Raw genomic sequence first — 16,964 nt, 5'->3', positions numbered from 1 at the left:
AAGACAATGCCAAAACGTACAGACATAAAAAGTATCCTGATCCTCGGTGCTGGCCCGATTGTTATCGGCCAAGCCTGCGAATTTGACTACTCGGGTGCGCAGGCGTGTAAAGCGCTGCGTGAAGAGGGTTACCGCGTTATCCTGGTGAACTCCAACCCGGCCACCATCATGACCGACCCGGATATGGCCGATGCGACCTATATCGAACCTATCCACTGGGAAGTCGTGCGCAAAATCATTGAGAAAGAGCGCCCGGATGCCGTGCTGCCAACCATGGGCGGCCAGACTGCGCTGAACTGTGCGCTGGAGCTGGAACGTCAGGGCGTGCTGGCTGAATTTGGTGTCACGATGATCGGCGCCACCGCTGATGCGATCGATAAAGCGGAAGACCGTCGTCGTTTCGACGTTGCGATGAAGAAAATCGGCCTCGATACCGCACGTTCCGGTATCGCACACACGATGGAAGAAGCGCTGGCGGTTGCCGCTGACGTGGGCTTCCCGTGCATTATCCGTCCGTCATTCACAATGGGTGGCACAGGTGGCGGTATCGCTTACAACCGCGAAGAGTTTGAAGAGATTTGCGAGCGCGGCCTCGACCTGTCGCCGACCAATGAGCTGCTGATTGATGAGTCACTGATTGGCTGGAAAGAGTACGAGATGGAAGTGGTGCGTGATAAAAACGACAACTGCATCATCGTCTGTTCGATTGAAAACTTCGATGCCATGGGTATTCACACCGGTGACTCCATCACCGTTGCGCCAGCACAGACGCTAACCGACAAAGAGTACCAGATTATGCGTAACGCCTCGCTGGCGGTACTGCGTGAGATCGGTGTGGAAACCGGCGGTTCAAACGTACAATTCTCGGTAAATCCGGAAAATGGTCGCCTGATTGTCATTGAGATGAACCCGCGCGTATCACGTTCTTCAGCGCTGGCATCCAAAGCGACCGGTTTCCCGATTGCGAAAATCGCCGCCAAGCTGGCCGTCGGTTTTACGCTGGATGAGCTGACCAACGACATCACCGGTGGCCTGACTCCGGCCTCCTTCGAGCCGTCCATCGACTACGTTGTGACGAAGATCCCTCGCTTTAACTTCGAGAAATTTGCCGGTGCCAATGATCGTCTGACCACACAGATGAAATCTGTGGGTGAAGTGATGGCAATTGGTCGCACCTTCCAGGAATCGATGCAGAAAGCCCTGCGCGGTCTGGAAGTGGGCGCCCATGGTTTTGACCCGAAAGTGGGCCTTGACGACCCGGAAGCGCTGACGACCATTCGTCGCGAGTTGAAAGATGCTGGCTGCGACCGCATCTGGTACATCGCTGATGCCTTCCGTGCTGCGATGAGCGTGGAAGATGTCTTCGCGCTCACCAATGTTGACCGCTGGTTCCTGGTGCAGATTGAAGAGCTGGTGAAGCTGGAACAGCAGGTAGCAGACCAGGGCATTAACGGCCTGAACTATGACTTCCTGCGTGCCCTGAAGCGTAAAGGTTTTGCCGATGCACGCCTGGCCGATGTGGCCGGTGTCTCTGAAGCCGAAATCCGTGCGCTGCGTGAGCAGCATAACCTGCACCCGGTCTACAAACGTGTTGATACCTGTGCGGCAGAGTTCTCCACCAATACCGCCTACATGTACTCCACTTATGAAGAGGAGTGCGAAGCGAACCCTAACCAGGACCGTGACAAAATCATGGTGCTGGGCGGTGGTCCAAACCGTATCGGCCAGGGCATTGAGTTCGACTACTGCTGCGTACACGCCTCACTGGCGCTGCGCGAAGACGGGTTCGAAACCATTATGGTCAACTGTAACCCGGAAACCGTCTCTACCGATTACGACACCTCCGACCGTCTGTACTTCGAACCGGTGACCCTGGAAGATGTGCTGGAAATCGTGCGCATCGAGAAGCCTAAGGGTGTGATCGTACAGTACGGTGGCCAGACGCCACTGAAACTGGCGCGTGCGCTGGAAGCCGCAGGCGTGCCGGTTATCGGTACCAGCCCGGATGCCATTGACCGTGCAGAAGATCGTGAGCGTTTCCAGCAGGCAGTTGATCGCCTCGGCCTGAAACAGCCGGCTAACGCCACCGTGACGGCCATTGAAATGGCCGTCGAAAAAGCAGCACTGATTGGCTACCCACTGGTGGTGCGTCCGTCTTACGTGCTGGGCGGCCGTGCGATGGAAATCGTATACGACGAAATCGACCTGAAGCGTTACTTCAACACGGCGGTTTCCGTCTCTAATGATGCGCCGGTTCTGCTGGACCGTTTCCTGGATGACGCCGTCGAAGTTGACGTAGATGCCATCTGTGACGGTGAGCAGGTGCTGATTGGCGGCATTATGGAACACATTGAGCAGGCGGGCGTTCACTCCGGTGACTCAGCCTGTTCACTGCCAGCGTATACGCTGAGCCAGGAAATCCAGGATGTGATGCGCGACCAGGTGAAAAAGTTGGCCTTTGAACTGGGCGTACGCGGTCTGATGAACGTGCAGTTTGCAGTGAAAGACAACGAGGTTTACCTGATTGAGGTGAACCCACGTGCTGCGCGTACCGTACCGTTTGTTTCTAAAGCGACCGGGATGCCGCTGGCGAAGGTTGCCGCACGCGTGATGGCGGGCAAAACGCTGGCTGCTCAGGGTGTGACGAAAGAGATCATCCCACCGTATTACTCCGTGAAAGAAGTCGTGCTGCCGTTTAACAAGTTCCAGGGCGTTGACCCTATCCTTGGCCCGGAAATGCGCTCCACCGGGGAAGTGATGGGTGTGGGCCGTACCTTCGCAGAAGCTTTCTGCAAAGCGATGCTGGGCGCACAGAGCAACATGAAGAAGAGCGGTCGTGCGCTGCTGTCAGTGCGCGAAGGCGATAAGAAACGCATCGTTGAGCTGGCTCGTCGCCTGCAGGATTCTGGTTTTGAACTGGATGCTACTGCGGGTACTGCTGAGGTGTTGAAAACTGCCGGGATTGAGGTGCGCCAGGTGAATAAGGTGCATGAAGGTCGTCCGCATATTCAGGATCGGGTGAAAAACGGCGAGTACGCCTATATCGTTAACACCACCGCAGGCCGCCAGGCGATTGAGGATTCCAAACTCATCCGCCGCAGTGCGTTGCAGTACAAGGTGCACTACGACACCACACTGAATGGTGCTTTCGCCACCACCACGTCACTGAATGCCAGCGCCACTGAGCAGGTGATCTCCGTGCAGGAAATGCACGCGCAGATCAACGCTTAACGCCGGTCATCGTGACAGCAACAAACCCCGCCTCGGCGGGGTTTTTTTTGGGGCGCGATTCGGCAAAAGTCGTTTCTGATTATCGGTTTTGTGATCGCACAGGTTGCAGCATTGTCAGGGTTCGTTAGGATGACTGGCGCTGGGTTTTACATTATGTATTGAAAAACAGCCACTTTTTACACCAATGATTATAGGGAAATTAACCATGAAAAGAATTGTTCTGGCGATGCTGGTTGGAGCGGTAATGGCTCAATCTGCGTATGCGGCCAAAGATGTCACCACGCAACCTGACGTTTACTTTCTGAAAGAATCACAGTCCATCGACAGCCTGGCGTTGCTGCCACCCCCTCCGGCGATGGACAGCATCGAGTTTTTGAATGATAAAACCCAGTATGACGTGGGTAAAATGCTGCGTGACACGCCAAGAGGCAAGCAGGCCTGGAAAGATGCTAACGTTGAGGGCGATGGCGTAGCAGAGGCATTCTCCGAGGCTTACGGCATGGAAATTACGCTGGAGAAAACGCCGGAACAGTATCGACTGGTGAAGAAAATGCGCGAAGATGCGGGCGACCTGGCCACACGCAGCGCCAAGCAACACTACATGCGCATCCGTCCTTTTGCTTTCTATCATGAAGCCACCTGCCGTTCCGATGACGAAGGCAAGCTCTCAACCAATGGCTCCTATCCTTCAGGCCACACCACCATTGGCTGGGCCACTGCGCTGGTGCTGGCTGAGATCAATACCGACCGCCAGGGGCAAATTCTGCAACGTGGCTATGAGATGGGCCAGAGCCGAGTGATTTGCGGTTATCACTGGCAGAGTGACGTCACCGCGGCTCGCGTGGTGGCCTCGGCGATTGTGGCACGTCTGCACGCTGAACCGACCTTTGTCAGCCAGCTGCAAAAAGCCAAAGATGAATTCAAGCGTCTGAAAGGCAGCGCGCTTTAAACGAATAGCCCCCCGTAGTGGGCGACCTTTTTTACGGTCGCCCTTTGAGAGATTCTTTTCCAGTTACACTTTTCTTAAGCCAGTTTTGCCAGTATTTCCAGCGTAGTAGACTCATTTTCAATTAAGCGGATCAGCAAAATGGCCTGTTTATTCGGCTTTGCCCGCCCCTGCTCCCAGTTCTGATAGGTGGTTAATCCGGTCTGTAAGTACTGTGCGAAGACCGCCTGAGAAAGCTGTAAGTTTTCACGGATAGTGCGCAATTCCTCCGGGGCAAGTACCACCTCAGCTTTTGCCGCCAGGCGATGCGTCTTCAGCGTTTTCTTGCCCTGGTGATGTTCAGCCAGCGCGGTAAACCCCTCGACCAGTTCATGGTAAAGATCGCGTTTTTCCATAAAATCACCCTCCTTTAGTCAGGTTTGCCAGCAGCGAACGTAAGCTGTCGCGCTGTGCCGGGGAGAGATCGCTTGCCTCTCCTTTGCTGTAAACAGTGAACAGCAGAAAGTGTGCCTGTTCCTGCCACCAGTAATAAATCACCCGTGAACCTCCGCGTTTTCCCTTATGGCGATGGGCATCGCCTACTCTGAGTTTACGCAGCCCTCCGGTGTGCTGGATAACATCACCGCAGGTGGGACAGAGCATTAACAGATTCTGCAAACTGCGAAATGCATCGTCAGAAAAATAATCGACACGGTGACGTGCGAAAGGCGGAAGTTCAATAAAGATAGCATCCACTGCTGTATCTCCTGATGGGCTTAAACTATCCCCAATAATGAGTTAGTTCAAGTGAATTTTGTTGGTTTTTTGAACCTGATGATTTTGCCTCCTTCCTGCTGATATGTCCCATGACTTGCTCATTCCCTGCGCAACGCCTCGCAAATCTGCACTGTTAACGCTCAGAAGATTTGCTTATTTCTCAGTTAAAATCATTTGAATCAATAGCTTGATTTTTTGGCATCAAAATTGCGTTACCTGAAAGAGGTTGAGTTGTTGGGCCAATTTATCAGGGGGCAGGATGTCATCATTAAACGCCAGTTTGTCGCCGATTGCGGTACAGCACAGCGATGTGTTGGTGCTGGACGCGTTGACGCGCTATGTGGCGCAGTCCGGGACTCAGATTGGTGAACGTTTGCCGCCAGAGCGTGTACTGGCAGAGCAACTGGGGGTGAGCCGTAACACGGTACGTGAAGCGCTGAAACGCTGGGAGGCACTGGGCATTATTGTGCGCCGCAAAGGCAGCGGCACCTTCCTGCATGCCGAGGTCACCAGCAATGACAGTTTCCTCTCCCTGCGCTTTAAGAACGACTCACAGAACATGCTGCATGCGCTGGAGGTGCGACGCATCATCGAGGCCGAATCCTGTGGCCTGGCGGCGATCCGCGCCAGCCGTGAAGACCTGCTGCTGATAGAACAGCGGCTGGTGGAGATGGAGCGGGTACATCTGTCCATAGGTTCTGCCGGGGCCGAAGACTGGGCGTTTCACGCCAGCATCTATCAGGCCGCCCATAACCCGTTACTGCTACATATGGTGGTCGGTTTATACGACACCCTGCACGCGTTCTTCGAATCTCCCCCCGAACAGGCACTGTTCAGCGACTCCTTTCCGCTGCACCGCACGCTGTTCGAAGCCATTGCACGCCGTGATGCCATTGAGGCGACGCGCGTCAGCCATTTAATTCTCGATATCACCGAACGTGACATGAAGGACGTGATCCATGCAGCCAGAAAAATATAAAGACCAGACCCAGCTAACGCACGATGTCCGCCATGATAAAGGCGCGGTATCGCCACCGATTTACCAGTCGTCGTTGTTCAGCTTCAGCGACTACGACAGCATGATCGCCCGTTTTCGCGGTGACAGTGACCAGCCGCTCTATTCACGCGTGGACAACCCAACGGTCAAAGCGTTGCAGGACAAAGTGGCCTTGCTGGAACAGGGGGAAGCCTGTCTGGCCTTCAGTAGCGGGATGGCGGCCATCAGCAACGCCATTCTCAGCGTGGTGTCACCGGGCGATAAAGTGGTGTGTATCAACCACGTTTATCCGGATACCTACCGCTTTCTACGTGGCTTCTGCCAGCGTTTTAACATCAACAGCGAGTTTGTAGACGGTGATTCTCTCGCGGCGGTAGAAGCCGCGCTGCCGGGGGCAACGCTGCTCTATCTTGAAAGCCCGAGCAGCTGGGTGATGGGTGAACAGGATCTGCGTGCGCTGGTCGCTCTGGCCAAACGTTATGGCGTGATCACGATGATTGATAACAGTTGGGCATCGCCGCTGTTCCAAAAACCGCTGACCCTGGGCGTGGATATTGTGGTGCATTCTGCCTCGAAATATATCAGTGGCCACAGCGATGTGGTGGCCGGGCTGGTGATTGCCAGCCGTGAGCACATCATGGCCATTACCCGCGGCGTCAGCCCTTTCCTCGGCGGTAAGCTCTCTGCCAACGAAGCCTGGCTGCTGATCCGCGGCCTGCGCACGTTGCCACTGCGTATGCGCCAGCACCATCACAGCGCCCTGACGATTGCGCAGCAACTGCGGGATCATCCACAGGTCACCCGGGTTTATCACCCAGGGCTGGATCCGCAGCCCTTCTCAACACTGAGTGGTTACAGCGGCCTGTTCTCCTTCGAACTCGATGACTCGGTGGATATCCCGCGTTTCTGTAATGCCCTGAATCTTTTCCATATGGGCGTTAGTTGGGGCGGCTTCGAGAGCCTGGTGATGCCGGCTATTTCGGTGCTGAATCAGGCCGGAGAGTTTAACTCAGCGCGCGATTTTGGCGTGTCTCCGCGCGTTGTCCGTATTTCTATCGGCCTGGAAGAGACCGATGACCTGTGGCTCGACTTGCAGCAGGCGATCGCTGCTGCCCGCTAACTTCACCCGACAAGAGGACAGTATGATGCAACATCCTTTGCGCTCTGCATTATTCAAAAGCGTGGTATTGAGCCTGGGAATGACCACCGCCTTCGGCAGTATCGCCGCCACTAAGCTGACGCTGGTGGAAGTGATCACCAGCCCGGCGCGGACAGCCGTGCTGCAAACCATGCTGACGGAGTATAAAAAACAGCATCCGGATACGGAAATTGAAGTGATCTCGCTGCCGTGGGGCCAGGCGTTTGAAAAACTGGGCACCATGCTGCAAAGCGGGCAGGTGCCGGATGTGGTGGAGATGCCGGATACCTGGCAGGGATTGTATGCCAGTAACAATATGCTGGAGGATCTTGAGCCACGCCTGAAAAGCTGGCAAAGCACGCCAGAGCTGACGGATAAAGCGCTGACGATGGCGCGTGCCGCCAACGGTAAAGCCACGATGATGCCGTACGGTTTCTATCTGCGCGCCATGTTCTGGAACAAGAAGCTGTTCCAGCAGGCCGGGCTGAGCGAAGCACCGAAAACCATGGATGAGTTCGTCGCGGACGCGAAGAAAATTACCGCACTGGGTAATGGCATCAGCGGCTACTGCATGCGTGGTGGCGTTGGAGGCACCAATGCCTGGATGATGTTTATGGCAGCGATGAACGGCTCTCCAGACTTCTTCGATAAGCAGGGTAACAGTACGCTCACCCAGCCTGGTGCACTGAAGGGCGCACAGCTGCTGGTGGATTTGTACAAAAGCGGCGGCGCACCGAAAGACAGTGTGAACTGGGGCTTTAACGAGATCGTATCCGGGTTCTACTCGGGTAAATGCGCGATGCTTGACCAGGATCCGGATGCGCTGATCGCAATTAAAAACAGCATGCCAGCGGACGATTTCGCGGTAGCACCGATGCCGGTAGGGCCATCGGGTAAAGCCTTCCCGACGATAGGTTATACCGGCTGGTCGGTGTTTAAGCAGGCGAAACAGAAGGATCAATCCTGGCAGTTGATCCAGTTCCTCAGTAACAAAGAGAACAACCTCACCTGGTCGAAGTTCGTCGGTACGCTGCCCATCTATAAAGGCGCAGAAAGCGACCCTTACTACCATTCACCGCAGTTCGCAGGCTGGTTTGCCGAACTGAATGACCCGAAATATGTGCCGCTGACCATGCCGACCCATCTGAAAGGCTGGGGCTACTTTAACTCGGTGATCGTCAAAGAGAGCAGCCAGGAAACATTACTCGACCAGAACGATACCGAATCGATGGTTCAGGACTGGGCGAAGTATCTGACAAAAGAGCAGAAAGCCTGGCTGGCTGCGCAATAACCTGGTGATCGGGCCGATCGGAACAGACGATCGGCCCCCCGCCAACCTCATACCGGAGACGCCCTATGATGCTTGACGCCACCACCGAACCCGCCGATCGAGCGCCACGCTTTTTGCGCCTGCGTATGCTGGCGGAACCCTGGCTTTACCTCACCCCAACGCTGGTGTTGATAGGGCTGTTTATTTTTGTACCGATGATGATTGGCATCTCGTATGCCTTCCAGAATATCCAACTGCTGAACCCGATGGACAGTGGCTGGGTCGGTCTGGATAATTTCCGCACTATGTTCGATGACCGACGTTTCTTTAAGGCGCTGGGCCATACGGTGAACTGGACGCTGACCTCGCTGACGTTGCAATTCTTCCTTGGTCTGGGGTTGGCGCTGCTGCTAAACCGCGAATTCCCGTTACGGCGCTGGGCACAGGCACTGGTATTCCTGCCGTGGGCGGTGCCTGCGTTTCTCTCCGGTCTGACGTGGTCATGGTTGCTGAATCCGGTGATCGGTATTCTGCCGCACTGGATGGTGGATCTGCATCTGATCAGCGAACCGTACAACATCCTGTCCGATCCCACCCTCGCGTTATACGGCCCCGTGATTGCTAACGTCTGGTTTGGTATTCCGTTTTTTGCCATCACCCTGCTGGCAGCGTTGCAATCCATTCCAAAAGATCTCTACGAGGCGGCATCCATGGACGGTGCCAGCGGCTGGCAGCAGTTTAAGCGCGTCACGCTGCCATTTCTTGCACCGATGATTGCGATTACCGTCATGCTGCGCACCATCTGGATTGCCAACTTTGCCGACCTGATCGTGGTGATGACCGACGGTGGCCCTGCGGGATCCACCTCAATTCTCTCCAGCTACATCTTTACCACTGCCTACCGCAAGCTCGACTTTGGTTACGCCTCAGCGATGGCGGTGTTCCTGCTGGTACTGATGACCTGTTATGCATTGGTGTTACTGCGTATTCGCCATCAGTTGTTGAAATAAGGAGAGGTCGATGAACGCACTGTTACGTTTGATTGGGCACCGCGCCGGTATCCTGTTCTACCTGCTGTTTGCGCTGTTCCCGCTCTACTGGGTGATTAAAATTGCCTTTACGCCCGACGCGTTGTTGTTCAGCGAAGGGGTGACAATGTGGCCGGCTGCGCTGACTCTTGACCATTTTAAACGCGTGCTGGTGGAGAGCGATTTCCCGACCTTTTTTACCAACAGTCTGATTGTGTCGTTTGGCACCGCCGGTTTGTCGACGGTGGTGGCAGCGGCTGCGGGCTACGCGTTTTCACGCTTTGGTTTCCGTGGAAAAACGGTGATGGCGGCGCTGCTGCTGTTTACGCAGATGTTCCCGCTGGTGATGATCCTGGCCCCAATCTACAAAGTGATGGCACCGCTCGGGCTGACCAACAGCCTGCTGGGCCTGATCCTGGTCTACAGCGCATTTAACGTGCCGTTTGCCACTTTTTTGATGCAGTCATTTTTCGATGCAATCCCGAAAGATCTGGAAGAGTCCGCCATGCTGGAAGGCTGCACACGTTTTCAGGCGCTGTACCGCGTACTGGTGCCACTGACACTGCCGGGCATGGCTGCCACGCTGGGATTTGTGTTCACTGCCGCGTGGAGTGAGCTGCTGTTCTCACTGATGCTGATCAACCAAAACGATGTGATGACCTTCCCGGTAGGATTGCTGAGCTTCGTGTCGAAATTCGCCGTTTCCTGGGGAGATATGATGGCTGCCGCCGTGCTGGCACTGATCCCCGCGTGTCTGTTTTTCGCCTTCATTCAGCGCTACCTGATCCAGGGGCTGACGGCTGGCGCAGTAAAAGGATAATCCTGATGGCTCAAATTTCTCTGCGACAAATCCAGAAGCAGTACGGCAATGTTGAAGTGCTGCGTGATATTAACCTGACCATCGCCGATGGTGAGTTTGTGGTGCTGGTGGGGCCTTCGGGCTGCGGGAAGTCGACGCTGCTGCGTACCATCGCCGGACTGGAACTGGCGAGCAGCGGTGACATCCGTATTGGCACGCGGCTGATGAATGAGGTGGCACCGAAAGATCGTGATATTTCCATGGTGTTTCAGAGCTATGCGCTCTATCCGCACCTGACCGTGGCGCGCAATATGGGCTTCAGCCTGGAAGTGCAAAAGCGGCCCAAAGCAGAAATTGAGGCCGCGGTGCAGCGTGCGGCGGAGATCCTCAGCCTGACGCATTTACTCGACCGGCGGCCAAAAGAGTTATCCGGTGGCCAGCGCCAGCGCGTGGCGATGGGGCGGGCGATTGTGCGGCAGCCGCAGGTCTTTTTGTTCGATGAGCCGCTGTCGAACCTTGATGCCCAGCTGCGCGGTCAGATGCGCGTGGAGATCAAAAAGCTGCATCAGCAGATGAATAATACCATTGTTTATGTGACCCACGATCAGGTCGAGGCCATGACGCTGGCGGATCGCATTGTGGTGCTCAATCACGGTGTGATCCAGCAGGTAGGCAGTCCGCTGGAGCTGTATGACACACCGGCGAATAAATTCGTCGCCAGCTTTATCGGTTCACCGCCGATGAACTTTATCAGCGGTACCGTGCGTGCCGGGGATCGTGGTCCTTGCGTCGAGGTTAGCGCACCGCTGGTGCTGCCCTTGAGCGATCGCGGCTTGCTGCCACAGGGGAAGGCGGTGACGTACGGCATCCGCCCGGAAAATATCACGTTATGCGATCTGGCGGATGAAGGGGCGTTGCCGTTGCAGGTGTCGCTGATCGAACCGACAGGGCTATCCGAGCTGATCCACGGAACCCTGTACGGTGAGCCGGTGATGATCTACAGCACGTTGCGTTCGGATTGCCGGGCGGGGGAGACGGTGGGCATGAAGATCGATGTGGATCGCGTGCTGCTGTTTGATGCGGACAGTCAGGTGCGGCTTTAGGTGCGGGCTATATATAGCCCGCACCGGGTCAGGCGTGCCTGACCCCTACGACAGCGCGACTTTAATCCCCAGTGCAATCAGTACGCCACCCAGCAGTTTGTCAACGATGCGCTGGGCTTTGGCCAGGCCACGACGTACCGGGGCGCTCTGGATCAGCACCACTAATAGCGGCCACCATAGCGTCGACAGGCCGAGGATAATACCCGCATACAGCAGCTTTTCATGCACACTGGAGCCAACGCTCAATACCTGGGTAAAGATCGACAGGAAAAACAGCGTAGCTTTGGGGTTCAGCAGGTTGCACAGATAACCCTGCATAAAGGCTTTCTTCAGCGAGGTGTGCTCAGGGGCCACGTTACTGAGATCCATTTTACTGCTGCCACGGGAACGCAGTGCCTGGATACCGATATAAATCAGGTAACCGGCACCGGCATATTTCAGCAGCATAAACAGCCACGGCGTGGTGGTGATCACCACGGCCAGCCCGGCAACGCAGTAAGCCATATGCGTGGCAACGGCGCAGTTCACGCCCATCGCGGTCATCATGGCCGCGCTGCGGCGGTAGCGGGCAGCATTTTTGATAATCAGGAAAAAATCAGGGCCGGGAGAAAGCATCCCGAGCGCCGCAATGGTGGCGACAAATAAACTGGTTTCTAACATAACGAAGGTCTGTAGCTGAACGAGCCGAGAATTCTATCATGCCTCTGGGGTTAATGTGGGGGAAAAACAGGCAGAAGGTGACGCAACCGATACCCTGTAAACCTTTACTGAATATCCTCCGGTTAGCTATCGACGAAAGTTTCGCCTTTCCGTATGATGGCGCCAATTTTACCCCCTGCTGAGTTTTATATGATGATTAGCCTGATTGCGGCCCTTGCGGCCGACCGTGTGATTGGGATGGAAAATGCCATGCCATGGCATCTGCCGGCCGACCTTGCATGGTTTAAGAAGCATACTCTGAATAAACCCGTGATCATGGGCCGCCGTACCTGGGAGTCCATTGGACGCCCGTTGCCAGGTCGCCTGAATATTGTGATCAGCAGCCGTAAAGGGGATGCCGACGGTGTGACCTGGGTGACTTCTATTGATGAGGCGTTAAAAACCGCAGGTGATGTGGAAGAGCTGATGGTGATTGGCGGCGGGCGCATTTATGAGCAGATGCTGGCACGTGCTGACCGTTTGTATCTGACGCATATTGATGCCGAAGTGGAAGGGGATACGCATTTCCCGGACTACGAGCCGGATGAGTGGCAGTCAACCTTCAGCGAGTTCCATGATGCTGATGAGAAAAACTCGCACAGTTTCTGCTTTGAGATTTTAGACCGTCGTTAAAATAATACGGGTCGGGCATGCCCGACCCGAACAACGGTGTCTTTTACAATATTTCGCTTTTCCGGTTCGATACCTGCACAAACACCCGCTTGTCTTCCCAGCGTAGCATTGTCAATGTTCCTCCCCAGCAACAACCGGTATCCAGGGCGAGAATCCCTTCCGGCGTTCCTTTTCCTTCCAGCGATGCCCAGTGACCAAACGCAATGGTGTAATCATTCGATACCGGTCCGGGAATGGTGAACCAGGGTTTTAGCGGTGGGGGAGCGCTGTCCGGGGCTTCTTTCGCGATCATATCCAGCTGACCATTTGGAAAGCAGTAACGCATTCGCGTCAGGGCATTGGTACTGAAGCGTAAACGCGCCAGACCGCTGAGCTCCGGTGTCCAGTTATTGGGCATATCGCCATACATCGCATCCAGAAACAGCGGATACGTATCGCTGCTGAGGACCGATTCCACTTCACGCGCGCAGCTTTTCGCTGTCTCGATATCCCACTGCGGAGTGATCCCGGCGTGGGCCATCACCAGCTTTTTTTCTTCATCAACCTGTAACAGCGGCTGGCGGCGTAGCCAGTTGATCAGCAGGTCAGCATCAGGGGCTTCCAGCAGCGGTGTAATGCGATCTTTAGGTTTATTGCGACTGATACCGGCGTAGACCGCCAGCAGATGCAGGTCATGATTGCCCAGCACCATTTTTACGCAGTCCCCGAGGTAACGAACATAACGCAGAACTTCAAGCGAAGCTGGCCCACGCGCGACCAGATCGCCGGTCAGCCAGAGCTGATCAACCTGAGGATCGAAGGCGACCTGGTTAAGAAGCGATCGCAATTCTTCGTAGCAACCGTGGACATCACCGATTAAATAAGTGCTCATGCAAAAAGGCCGGATTAGTGAATATGGGTGGCAATCGCCAGGCGGAAGACCGGGATATCAACGGTGAACGGTTCGCCGTTGGCATCGATCATCTGATAGTGACCCTGCATGGTGCCCATCGGGGTTTCAAGAACGGCCCCGCTGGTGTACTGAAACTCGCCGCCAGGCTCGATGTGCGGCTGTTCGCCAACCACACCTTCGCCCTGAACTTCGGTTTCACGGCCGTTACCGTTAGTGATGAGCCAGTAACGGCCAATGAGCTGAGCCGGGATACGCCCCAGATTACGTATCGTGATGGTGTAAGCAAACACATAACGTTCTTCTTCAGGTGCAGACTGTGACGCAATATAGGCACTTTGTACCTGAACACAGACTTTGGGCGTATCGTTCATACTCAGTTCTCCTGCGGCTGAGGATGCGCAGTCAACCAGTTCGCCATACGGCAATATTGTGCAACGCTGATATTCTCTGCACGCAACGTCGGGTCAATCTCCATTTCTGCCAGTGCTTCCGCAGAGAAAAGATGGCCGAGGCTGTTGCGCAGGGTTTTACGGCGTTTACCGAAGGCTTCCGTGGTGATGCGGCTCAGGGCACGAATGTCGTCAACCGGGTGTGGGATCTGTGCATAAGGCATCAGACGCACCACGGCAGAGTCGACTTTCGGTGCCGGGGTAAAGGATTCGGGTGGCACTTCCAGCACCGGGATCACCTGGCAGTAATACTGTGCCATGACGGTCAGACGACCGTAGGCTTTGCTGCCAGGCCCGGCAACCAGGCGGTTAACCACTTCTTTTTGCAACATAAAGTGCATGTCCTGAATGGCACCGGTATAGCTAAACAGATGGAACATCAGGGGAGTGGAGATGTTATACGGCAGATTACCGAACACACGCAGCTTTTGACCTTTTTCCTGCGCATAGGCGGCGAAGTCAAAGGCCATCGCATCCTGCTGGAAAATGGTCAGTTTTGGGCCAAGGAACGGATGAGTTTGCAGACGCGCGGCAAGATCGCGGTCAATCTCAATCACTGTCATGGCGTCCAGACGCTCGCCTACCGGCTCGGTAAGTGCAGCAAGGCCTGGGCCGATTTCGACAACCGCCTCGCCCTTTTGTGGGTGGATGGCATTGACGATGCTTTCGATAATGTACGGATCGTTAAGGAAGTTCTGTCCAAAACGTTTGCGGGCGAAGTGGCCCTGGTGAACGCGACTATTCATTACTGCTCTTAATCATGGTAATGGCGAGGTTAAGCGCCGTCTTAAAGCTGCCCGCATCAGCCTGGCCGCTTCCAGCCAGCTCGAGAGCTGTGCCGTGGTCAACAGACGTACGGATAAATGGCAGACCGAGGGTGATATTCACCGCCCGACCAAACCCCTGATATTTTAGCACTGGAAGCCCCTGATCGTGATACATCGCCAGCACCGCATCAGCATGTTGCAGATATTTGGGCTGGAACAGGGTATCCGCTGGCAGAGGTCCAGTCAGTTGTATACCGCGCTGGCGGAGTTCATCCAGCGCCGGGATAATCACATCGATCTCTTCACGGCCCATATGGCCGCCTTCGCCTGCGTGGGGGTTCAGACCGCAAACAAAGATATGCGGTGAAGCCAGACCAAACTTGCTTTGCAGGTCGGCGTGGAGGATGGTGATCACTTCATGCAGGCTGTTGCGGGTAATGGCGGCCGCCACATCTTTCAGCGGCAAATGGGTGGTCGCCAGCGCAACACGCAGCTCCTCCGTTGCCAGCATCATCACCACGCGCTCACAGTCAGCGCGCTCGGCGAAGAACTCGGTATGCCCGCTAAACGGGATGCCGGCATCGTTGATGACACCCTTGTGCACCGGTCCGGTGATCAGGGCGGCGAATTCGCCGCTCAGACAGCCGTCACAGGCGCGTGCAAGGGTTGCCAGTACATAGTGACCATTATCCACGCAAAGCTCGCCTGCAACCGCTGGCTGGGCCAGCGGCACGGGCAGAACGGTGAGCGTTCCTGCCTGCTGGGATTGCACCGGGCTTCCCGGTAGATACTCGCGCAGGGTCAGGGGTAAATGCAAAGCTGCCGCGCGGGTGCGCAGCAGCTCGGGGTCAGCACAGACAACCAGTTCAACCGGCCAGGCAAGCTGTGCCAGTTGAACGATTAAATCGGGACCAATCCCGGCGGGTTCGCCGGGGGTGATCACCACACGTTGATTACTGAGCATTCGCATCCAGAATTTTCACGTAGGCAGCAGCACGTTGTTCCTGCATCCAGGTTTGTGCTTCTTCCGAGAATTTACGGTTGAACAGCAGGCGGTAAGCACGCTCTTTTTTCGCCGCATCAGTTTTATCCACCTTGCGGGTATCCAGCAACTGGATCAGATGCCAGCCGAAGGAAGAGTGAACCGGGCCGCTCACCTGGCCTTTTTGCAGACGCAGCAGGGCATCACGGAAAGCAGGATCGTACACTTCCGGTGAGCTCCAACCCAGATCGCCGCCCTGGTTCGCTGAACCCGGATCCTGCGACAGTTGTTTAGCAGCGTCGGCAAAGGTCAGCTTGCCACTTTTGATCTCAGCGGCCACTTCTTGCAACTTCTGACGGGCCTGATCGTCAGTCATGATCGGGGATGGTTTGAGCAAGATATGGCGTGCATGTACTTCAGTGACTGAAATGCTCTGGTTATCACCGCGCATATCGTTCACTTTCAGAATATGGAAACCCACACCGGAGCGGATCGGACCAATGATATCGCCTTTTTTCGCTGTCACCAGCGCCTGAGCAAACAGGGATGGCAGCTCCTGAATACGGCCCCACCCCATGTTGCCGCCCTTCAGCGCCTGTGGGTCAGCAGAGTAGGTGATAGCCAGTTTACCGAAATCCGAACCGGATTTGGCTTCACCTGCCAGCTGTTTTGCCAGGCTTTCCTGATCGTCAACCTGCTGCTGGGTCGGGTTTTCCGGCAGTGGCAACAGGATGTGGCTGAGGTTCAACTCAGTGCCAGCATCATTCTGCGATGCCATCTGCGTTGCCAGCTGATCCACTTCCTGAGGCAGGATCGTGACACGACGACGCACTTCGTTGTTACGGACTTCTGAGGTGATCATCTCTTTGCGGATCTGCTCGCGGTAGGTGGCATAGTTCATGCCATCGTACGCCAGACGGCTACGCAACTGATCAACACTCATTTTGTTCTGCGCGGCGATGTTACCAATCGCCTGATCCAGCTGCGCATCACTCACCTGAATTCCGGCCTGTTTGGCCATCTGTAGCAGGATATTATCCATCACCAGACGTTCAACGATCTGGTGACGCAGGGTTTTATCATCCGGTAACTGCTGGCCGGCTTGCTGCGACTGGCCTTTCACGGACTGCATCATGCCGTCCACGTCACTTTCTAACACTACGCCGTTATTCACGATGGCGGCAACTTTATCAACAACTTGCGGGGCTGCGAACGCAGTGTTGGCTGTCAGGGCTGCACCGAGGATCAGCATTCTCCAGTTCTTCATACTTTTT

At 55.3% G+C, this 16,964-nt stretch carries 17 protein-coding genes; 9 read left to right on the top strand and 8 right to left on the bottom strand.

Annotated features, from left to right (window positions below):
• Window positions 1–6 precede the first annotated feature (6 nt).
• Window positions 7–3,231 carry a carbamoyl-phosphate synthase large subunit gene (gene carB / locus HHI26_RS13510; protein ID WP_167863355.1) on the top strand — a complete coding sequence of 1,075 codons (3,225 nt, stop codon included), beginning with the start codon at window positions 7–9 and terminating at the stop codon, window positions 3,229–3,231.
• Window positions 3,232–3,436: 205 nt separating this feature from the next.
• Complete coding sequence (locus HHI26_RS13505; protein ID WP_133842342.1) at window positions 3,437–4,180, top strand: phosphatase PAP2 family protein; 744 nt, start codon at window positions 3,437–3,439, stop codon at window positions 4,178–4,180.
• Window positions 4,181–4,254: 74 nt separating this feature from the next.
• On the opposite strand, the gene HHI26_RS13500 is transcribed toward HHI26_RS13505, so the two are convergent.
• Both HHI26_RS13500 and HHI26_RS13495 read right to left on the bottom strand, forming a co-directional pair.
• Entirely contained in the window at window positions 4,255–4,572 is a 318-nt protein-coding gene (locus HHI26_RS13500) for a type II toxin-antitoxin system MqsA family antitoxin (protein ID WP_159336876.1), read from the bottom strand.
• Window positions 4,573–4,576: 4 nt separating this feature from the next.
• Window positions 4,577–4,912, bottom strand: a complete 336-nt coding sequence (locus HHI26_RS13495) for a toxin (RefSeq protein ID WP_133842340.1) — start codon at window positions 4,910–4,912, stop codon at window positions 4,577–4,579.
• 280 nt (window positions 4,913–5,192) lie between these two features.
• Here HHI26_RS13495 and HHI26_RS13490 point away from each other — a divergent pair, with 280 nt between their 5' ends.
• The 6 genes from HHI26_RS13490 to ugpC all read left to right on the top strand — a co-directional run bounded on the left by HHI26_RS13490 (window position 5,193) and on the right by ugpC (window position 11,268).
• Window positions 5,193–5,912, top strand: coding sequence for a FadR/GntR family transcriptional regulator (locus HHI26_RS13490; RefSeq protein ID WP_133842339.1), 720 nt, complete (start codon window positions 5,193–5,195; stop codon window positions 5,910–5,912).
• Window positions 5,893–7,050, top strand: coding sequence for a PLP-dependent transferase (locus HHI26_RS13485; protein WP_133842338.1), 1,158 nt, complete (start codon window positions 5,893–5,895; stop codon window positions 7,048–7,050). The genes HHI26_RS13490 and HHI26_RS13485 overlap by 20 nt, the downstream gene beginning before the upstream one ends.
• A gap of 22 nt (window positions 7,051–7,072) precedes the next feature.
• A complete protein-coding gene (locus HHI26_RS13480; RefSeq protein WP_241008280.1) occupies window positions 7,073–8,359 on the top strand; it encodes a sugar ABC transporter substrate-binding protein in 1,287 nt (428 codons plus the stop codon).
• A gap of 65 nt (window positions 8,360–8,424) precedes the next feature.
• Window positions 8,425–9,348 carry a sugar ABC transporter permease gene (locus HHI26_RS13475; protein ID WP_133842337.1) on the top strand — a complete coding sequence of 308 codons (924 nt, stop codon included), beginning with the start codon at window positions 8,425–8,427 and terminating at the stop codon, window positions 9,346–9,348.
• Between the two features lie 10 nt (window positions 9,349–9,358).
• Window positions 9,359–10,186, top strand: coding sequence for a carbohydrate ABC transporter permease (locus tag HHI26_RS13470; RefSeq protein ID WP_133842336.1), 828 nt, complete (start codon window positions 9,359–9,361; stop codon window positions 10,184–10,186).
• Window positions 10,187–10,191: 5 nt separating this feature from the next.
• A complete protein-coding gene (ugpC, locus tag HHI26_RS13465; protein ID WP_133842335.1) occupies window positions 10,192–11,268 on the top strand; it encodes a sn-glycerol-3-phosphate ABC transporter ATP-binding protein UgpC in 1,077 nt (358 codons plus the stop codon).
• Between the two features lie 45 nt (window positions 11,269–11,313).
• Here the strand turns inward: ugpC and HHI26_RS13460 are convergent, their stop codons facing one another.
• On the bottom strand, window positions 11,314–11,928 hold the full coding sequence (locus tag HHI26_RS13460) for a LysE family translocator (RefSeq protein ID WP_159336879.1): 615 nt from the start codon (window positions 11,926–11,928) through the stop codon (window positions 11,314–11,316).
• Between the two features lie 189 nt (window positions 11,929–12,117).
• Here HHI26_RS13460 and folA point away from each other — a divergent pair, with 189 nt between their 5' ends.
• A complete protein-coding gene (gene folA / locus HHI26_RS13455; protein WP_171149235.1) occupies window positions 12,118–12,600 on the top strand; it encodes a type 3 dihydrofolate reductase in 483 nt (160 codons plus the stop codon).
• A 43-nt stretch (window positions 12,601–12,643) separates the two neighbouring features.
• On the opposite strand, the gene apaH is transcribed toward folA, so the two are convergent.
• From apaH to surA, 5 genes are read right to left on the bottom strand one after another with little or no spacing between them, the layout of a single operon-like run.
• The gene (gene apaH, locus HHI26_RS13450; RefSeq protein WP_133842333.1) at window positions 12,644–13,471 is read right to left on the bottom strand and encodes a bis(5'-nucleosyl)-tetraphosphatase (symmetrical) ApaH; all 828 of its coding nucleotides are present in this window, start codon (window positions 13,469–13,471) and stop codon (window positions 12,644–12,646) included.
• Window positions 13,472–13,485: 14 nt separating this feature from the next.
• Entirely contained in the window at window positions 13,486–13,863 is a 378-nt protein-coding gene (gene apaG / locus HHI26_RS13445; protein WP_133842332.1) for a Co2+/Mg2+ efflux protein ApaG, read from the bottom strand.
• 2 nt (window positions 13,864–13,865) lie between these two features.
• A complete protein-coding gene (rsmA, locus tag HHI26_RS13440; protein WP_133842331.1) occupies window positions 13,866–14,687 on the bottom strand; it encodes a 16S rRNA (adenine(1518)-N(6)/adenine(1519)-N(6))-dimethyltransferase RsmA in 822 nt (273 codons plus the stop codon).
• Complete coding sequence (gene pdxA / locus HHI26_RS13435) at window positions 14,680–15,672, bottom strand: 4-hydroxythreonine-4-phosphate dehydrogenase PdxA (protein ID WP_167863358.1); 993 nt, start codon at window positions 15,670–15,672, stop codon at window positions 14,680–14,682. The genes rsmA and pdxA overlap by 8 nt, the downstream gene beginning before the upstream one ends.
• The gene (gene surA, locus HHI26_RS13430) at window positions 15,662–16,957 is read right to left on the bottom strand and encodes a peptidylprolyl isomerase SurA (RefSeq protein ID WP_133842329.1); all 1,296 of its coding nucleotides are present in this window, start codon (window positions 16,955–16,957) and stop codon (window positions 15,662–15,664) included. Before surA ends, pdxA begins: the two co-directional genes overlap by 11 nt.
• Window positions 16,958–16,964: the final 7 nt, after the last annotated feature.

This window comes from Erwinia sp. JH02, from assembly GCF_013074405.1.
GTDB lineage: Bacteria > Pseudomonadota > Gammaproteobacteria > Enterobacterales > Enterobacteriaceae > Erwinia > Erwinia rhapontici.
The sequence above is the reverse complement of the archived record's forward strand: the minus strand, read 5'-3'. Positions and strand labels throughout refer to the sequence as shown.

What these genes read in the sequence shown, in the direction of transcription:
- carB (WP_167863355.1), top strand. Translation starts at nt 7, where the DNA reads ATGCCAAAACGTACAGACATAAAAAGTATCCTGATCCTCGGTGCTGGC.
- HHI26_RS13505 (WP_133842342.1), top strand. Translation starts at nt 3,437, where the DNA reads ATGAAAAGAATTGTTCTGGCGATGCTGGTTGGAGCGGTAATGGCTCAA.
- HHI26_RS13500 (WP_159336876.1), bottom strand. Translation starts at nt 4,572, where the DNA reads ATGGAAAAACGCGATCTTTACCATGAACTGGTCGAGGGGTTTACCGCG.
- HHI26_RS13490 (WP_133842339.1), top strand. Translation starts at nt 5,193, where the DNA reads ATGTCATCATTAAACGCCAGTTTGTCGCCGATTGCGGTACAGCACAGC.
- HHI26_RS13485 (WP_133842338.1), top strand. Translation starts at nt 5,893, where the DNA reads ATGCAGCCAGAAAAATATAAAGACCAGACCCAGCTAACGCACGATGTC.
- HHI26_RS13480 (WP_241008280.1), top strand. Translation starts at nt 7,073, where the DNA reads ATGATGCAACATCCTTTGCGCTCTGCATTATTCAAAAGCGTGGTATTG.
- HHI26_RS13475 (WP_133842337.1), top strand. Translation starts at nt 8,425, where the DNA reads ATGATGCTTGACGCCACCACCGAACCCGCCGATCGAGCGCCACGCTTT.
- HHI26_RS13470 (WP_133842336.1), top strand. Translation starts at nt 9,359, where the DNA reads ATGAACGCACTGTTACGTTTGATTGGGCACCGCGCCGGTATCCTGTTC.
- ugpC (WP_133842335.1), top strand. Translation starts at nt 10,192, where the DNA reads ATGGCTCAAATTTCTCTGCGACAAATCCAGAAGCAGTACGGCAATGTT.
- HHI26_RS13460 (WP_159336879.1), bottom strand. Translation starts at nt 11,928, where the DNA reads ATGTTAGAAACCAGTTTATTTGTCGCCACCATTGCGGCGCTCGGGATG.
- folA (WP_171149235.1), top strand. Translation starts at nt 12,118, where the DNA reads ATGATGATTAGCCTGATTGCGGCCCTTGCGGCCGACCGTGTGATTGGG.
- apaH (WP_133842333.1), bottom strand. Translation starts at nt 13,471, where the DNA reads ATGAGCACTTATTTAATCGGTGATGTCCACGGTTGCTACGAAGAATTG.
- apaG (WP_133842332.1), bottom strand. Translation starts at nt 13,863, where the DNA reads ATGAACGATACGCCCAAAGTCTGTGTTCAGGTACAAAGTGCCTATATT.
- rsmA (WP_133842331.1), bottom strand. Translation starts at nt 14,687, where the DNA reads ATGAATAGTCGCGTTCACCAGGGCCACTTCGCCCGCAAACGTTTTGGA.
- pdxA (WP_167863358.1), bottom strand. Translation starts at nt 15,672, where the DNA reads ATGCTCAGTAATCAACGTGTGGTGATCACCCCCGGCGAACCCGCCGGG.
- surA (WP_133842329.1), bottom strand. Translation starts at nt 16,957, where the DNA reads ATGAAGAACTGGAGAATGCTGATCCTCGGTGCAGCCCTGACAGCCAAC.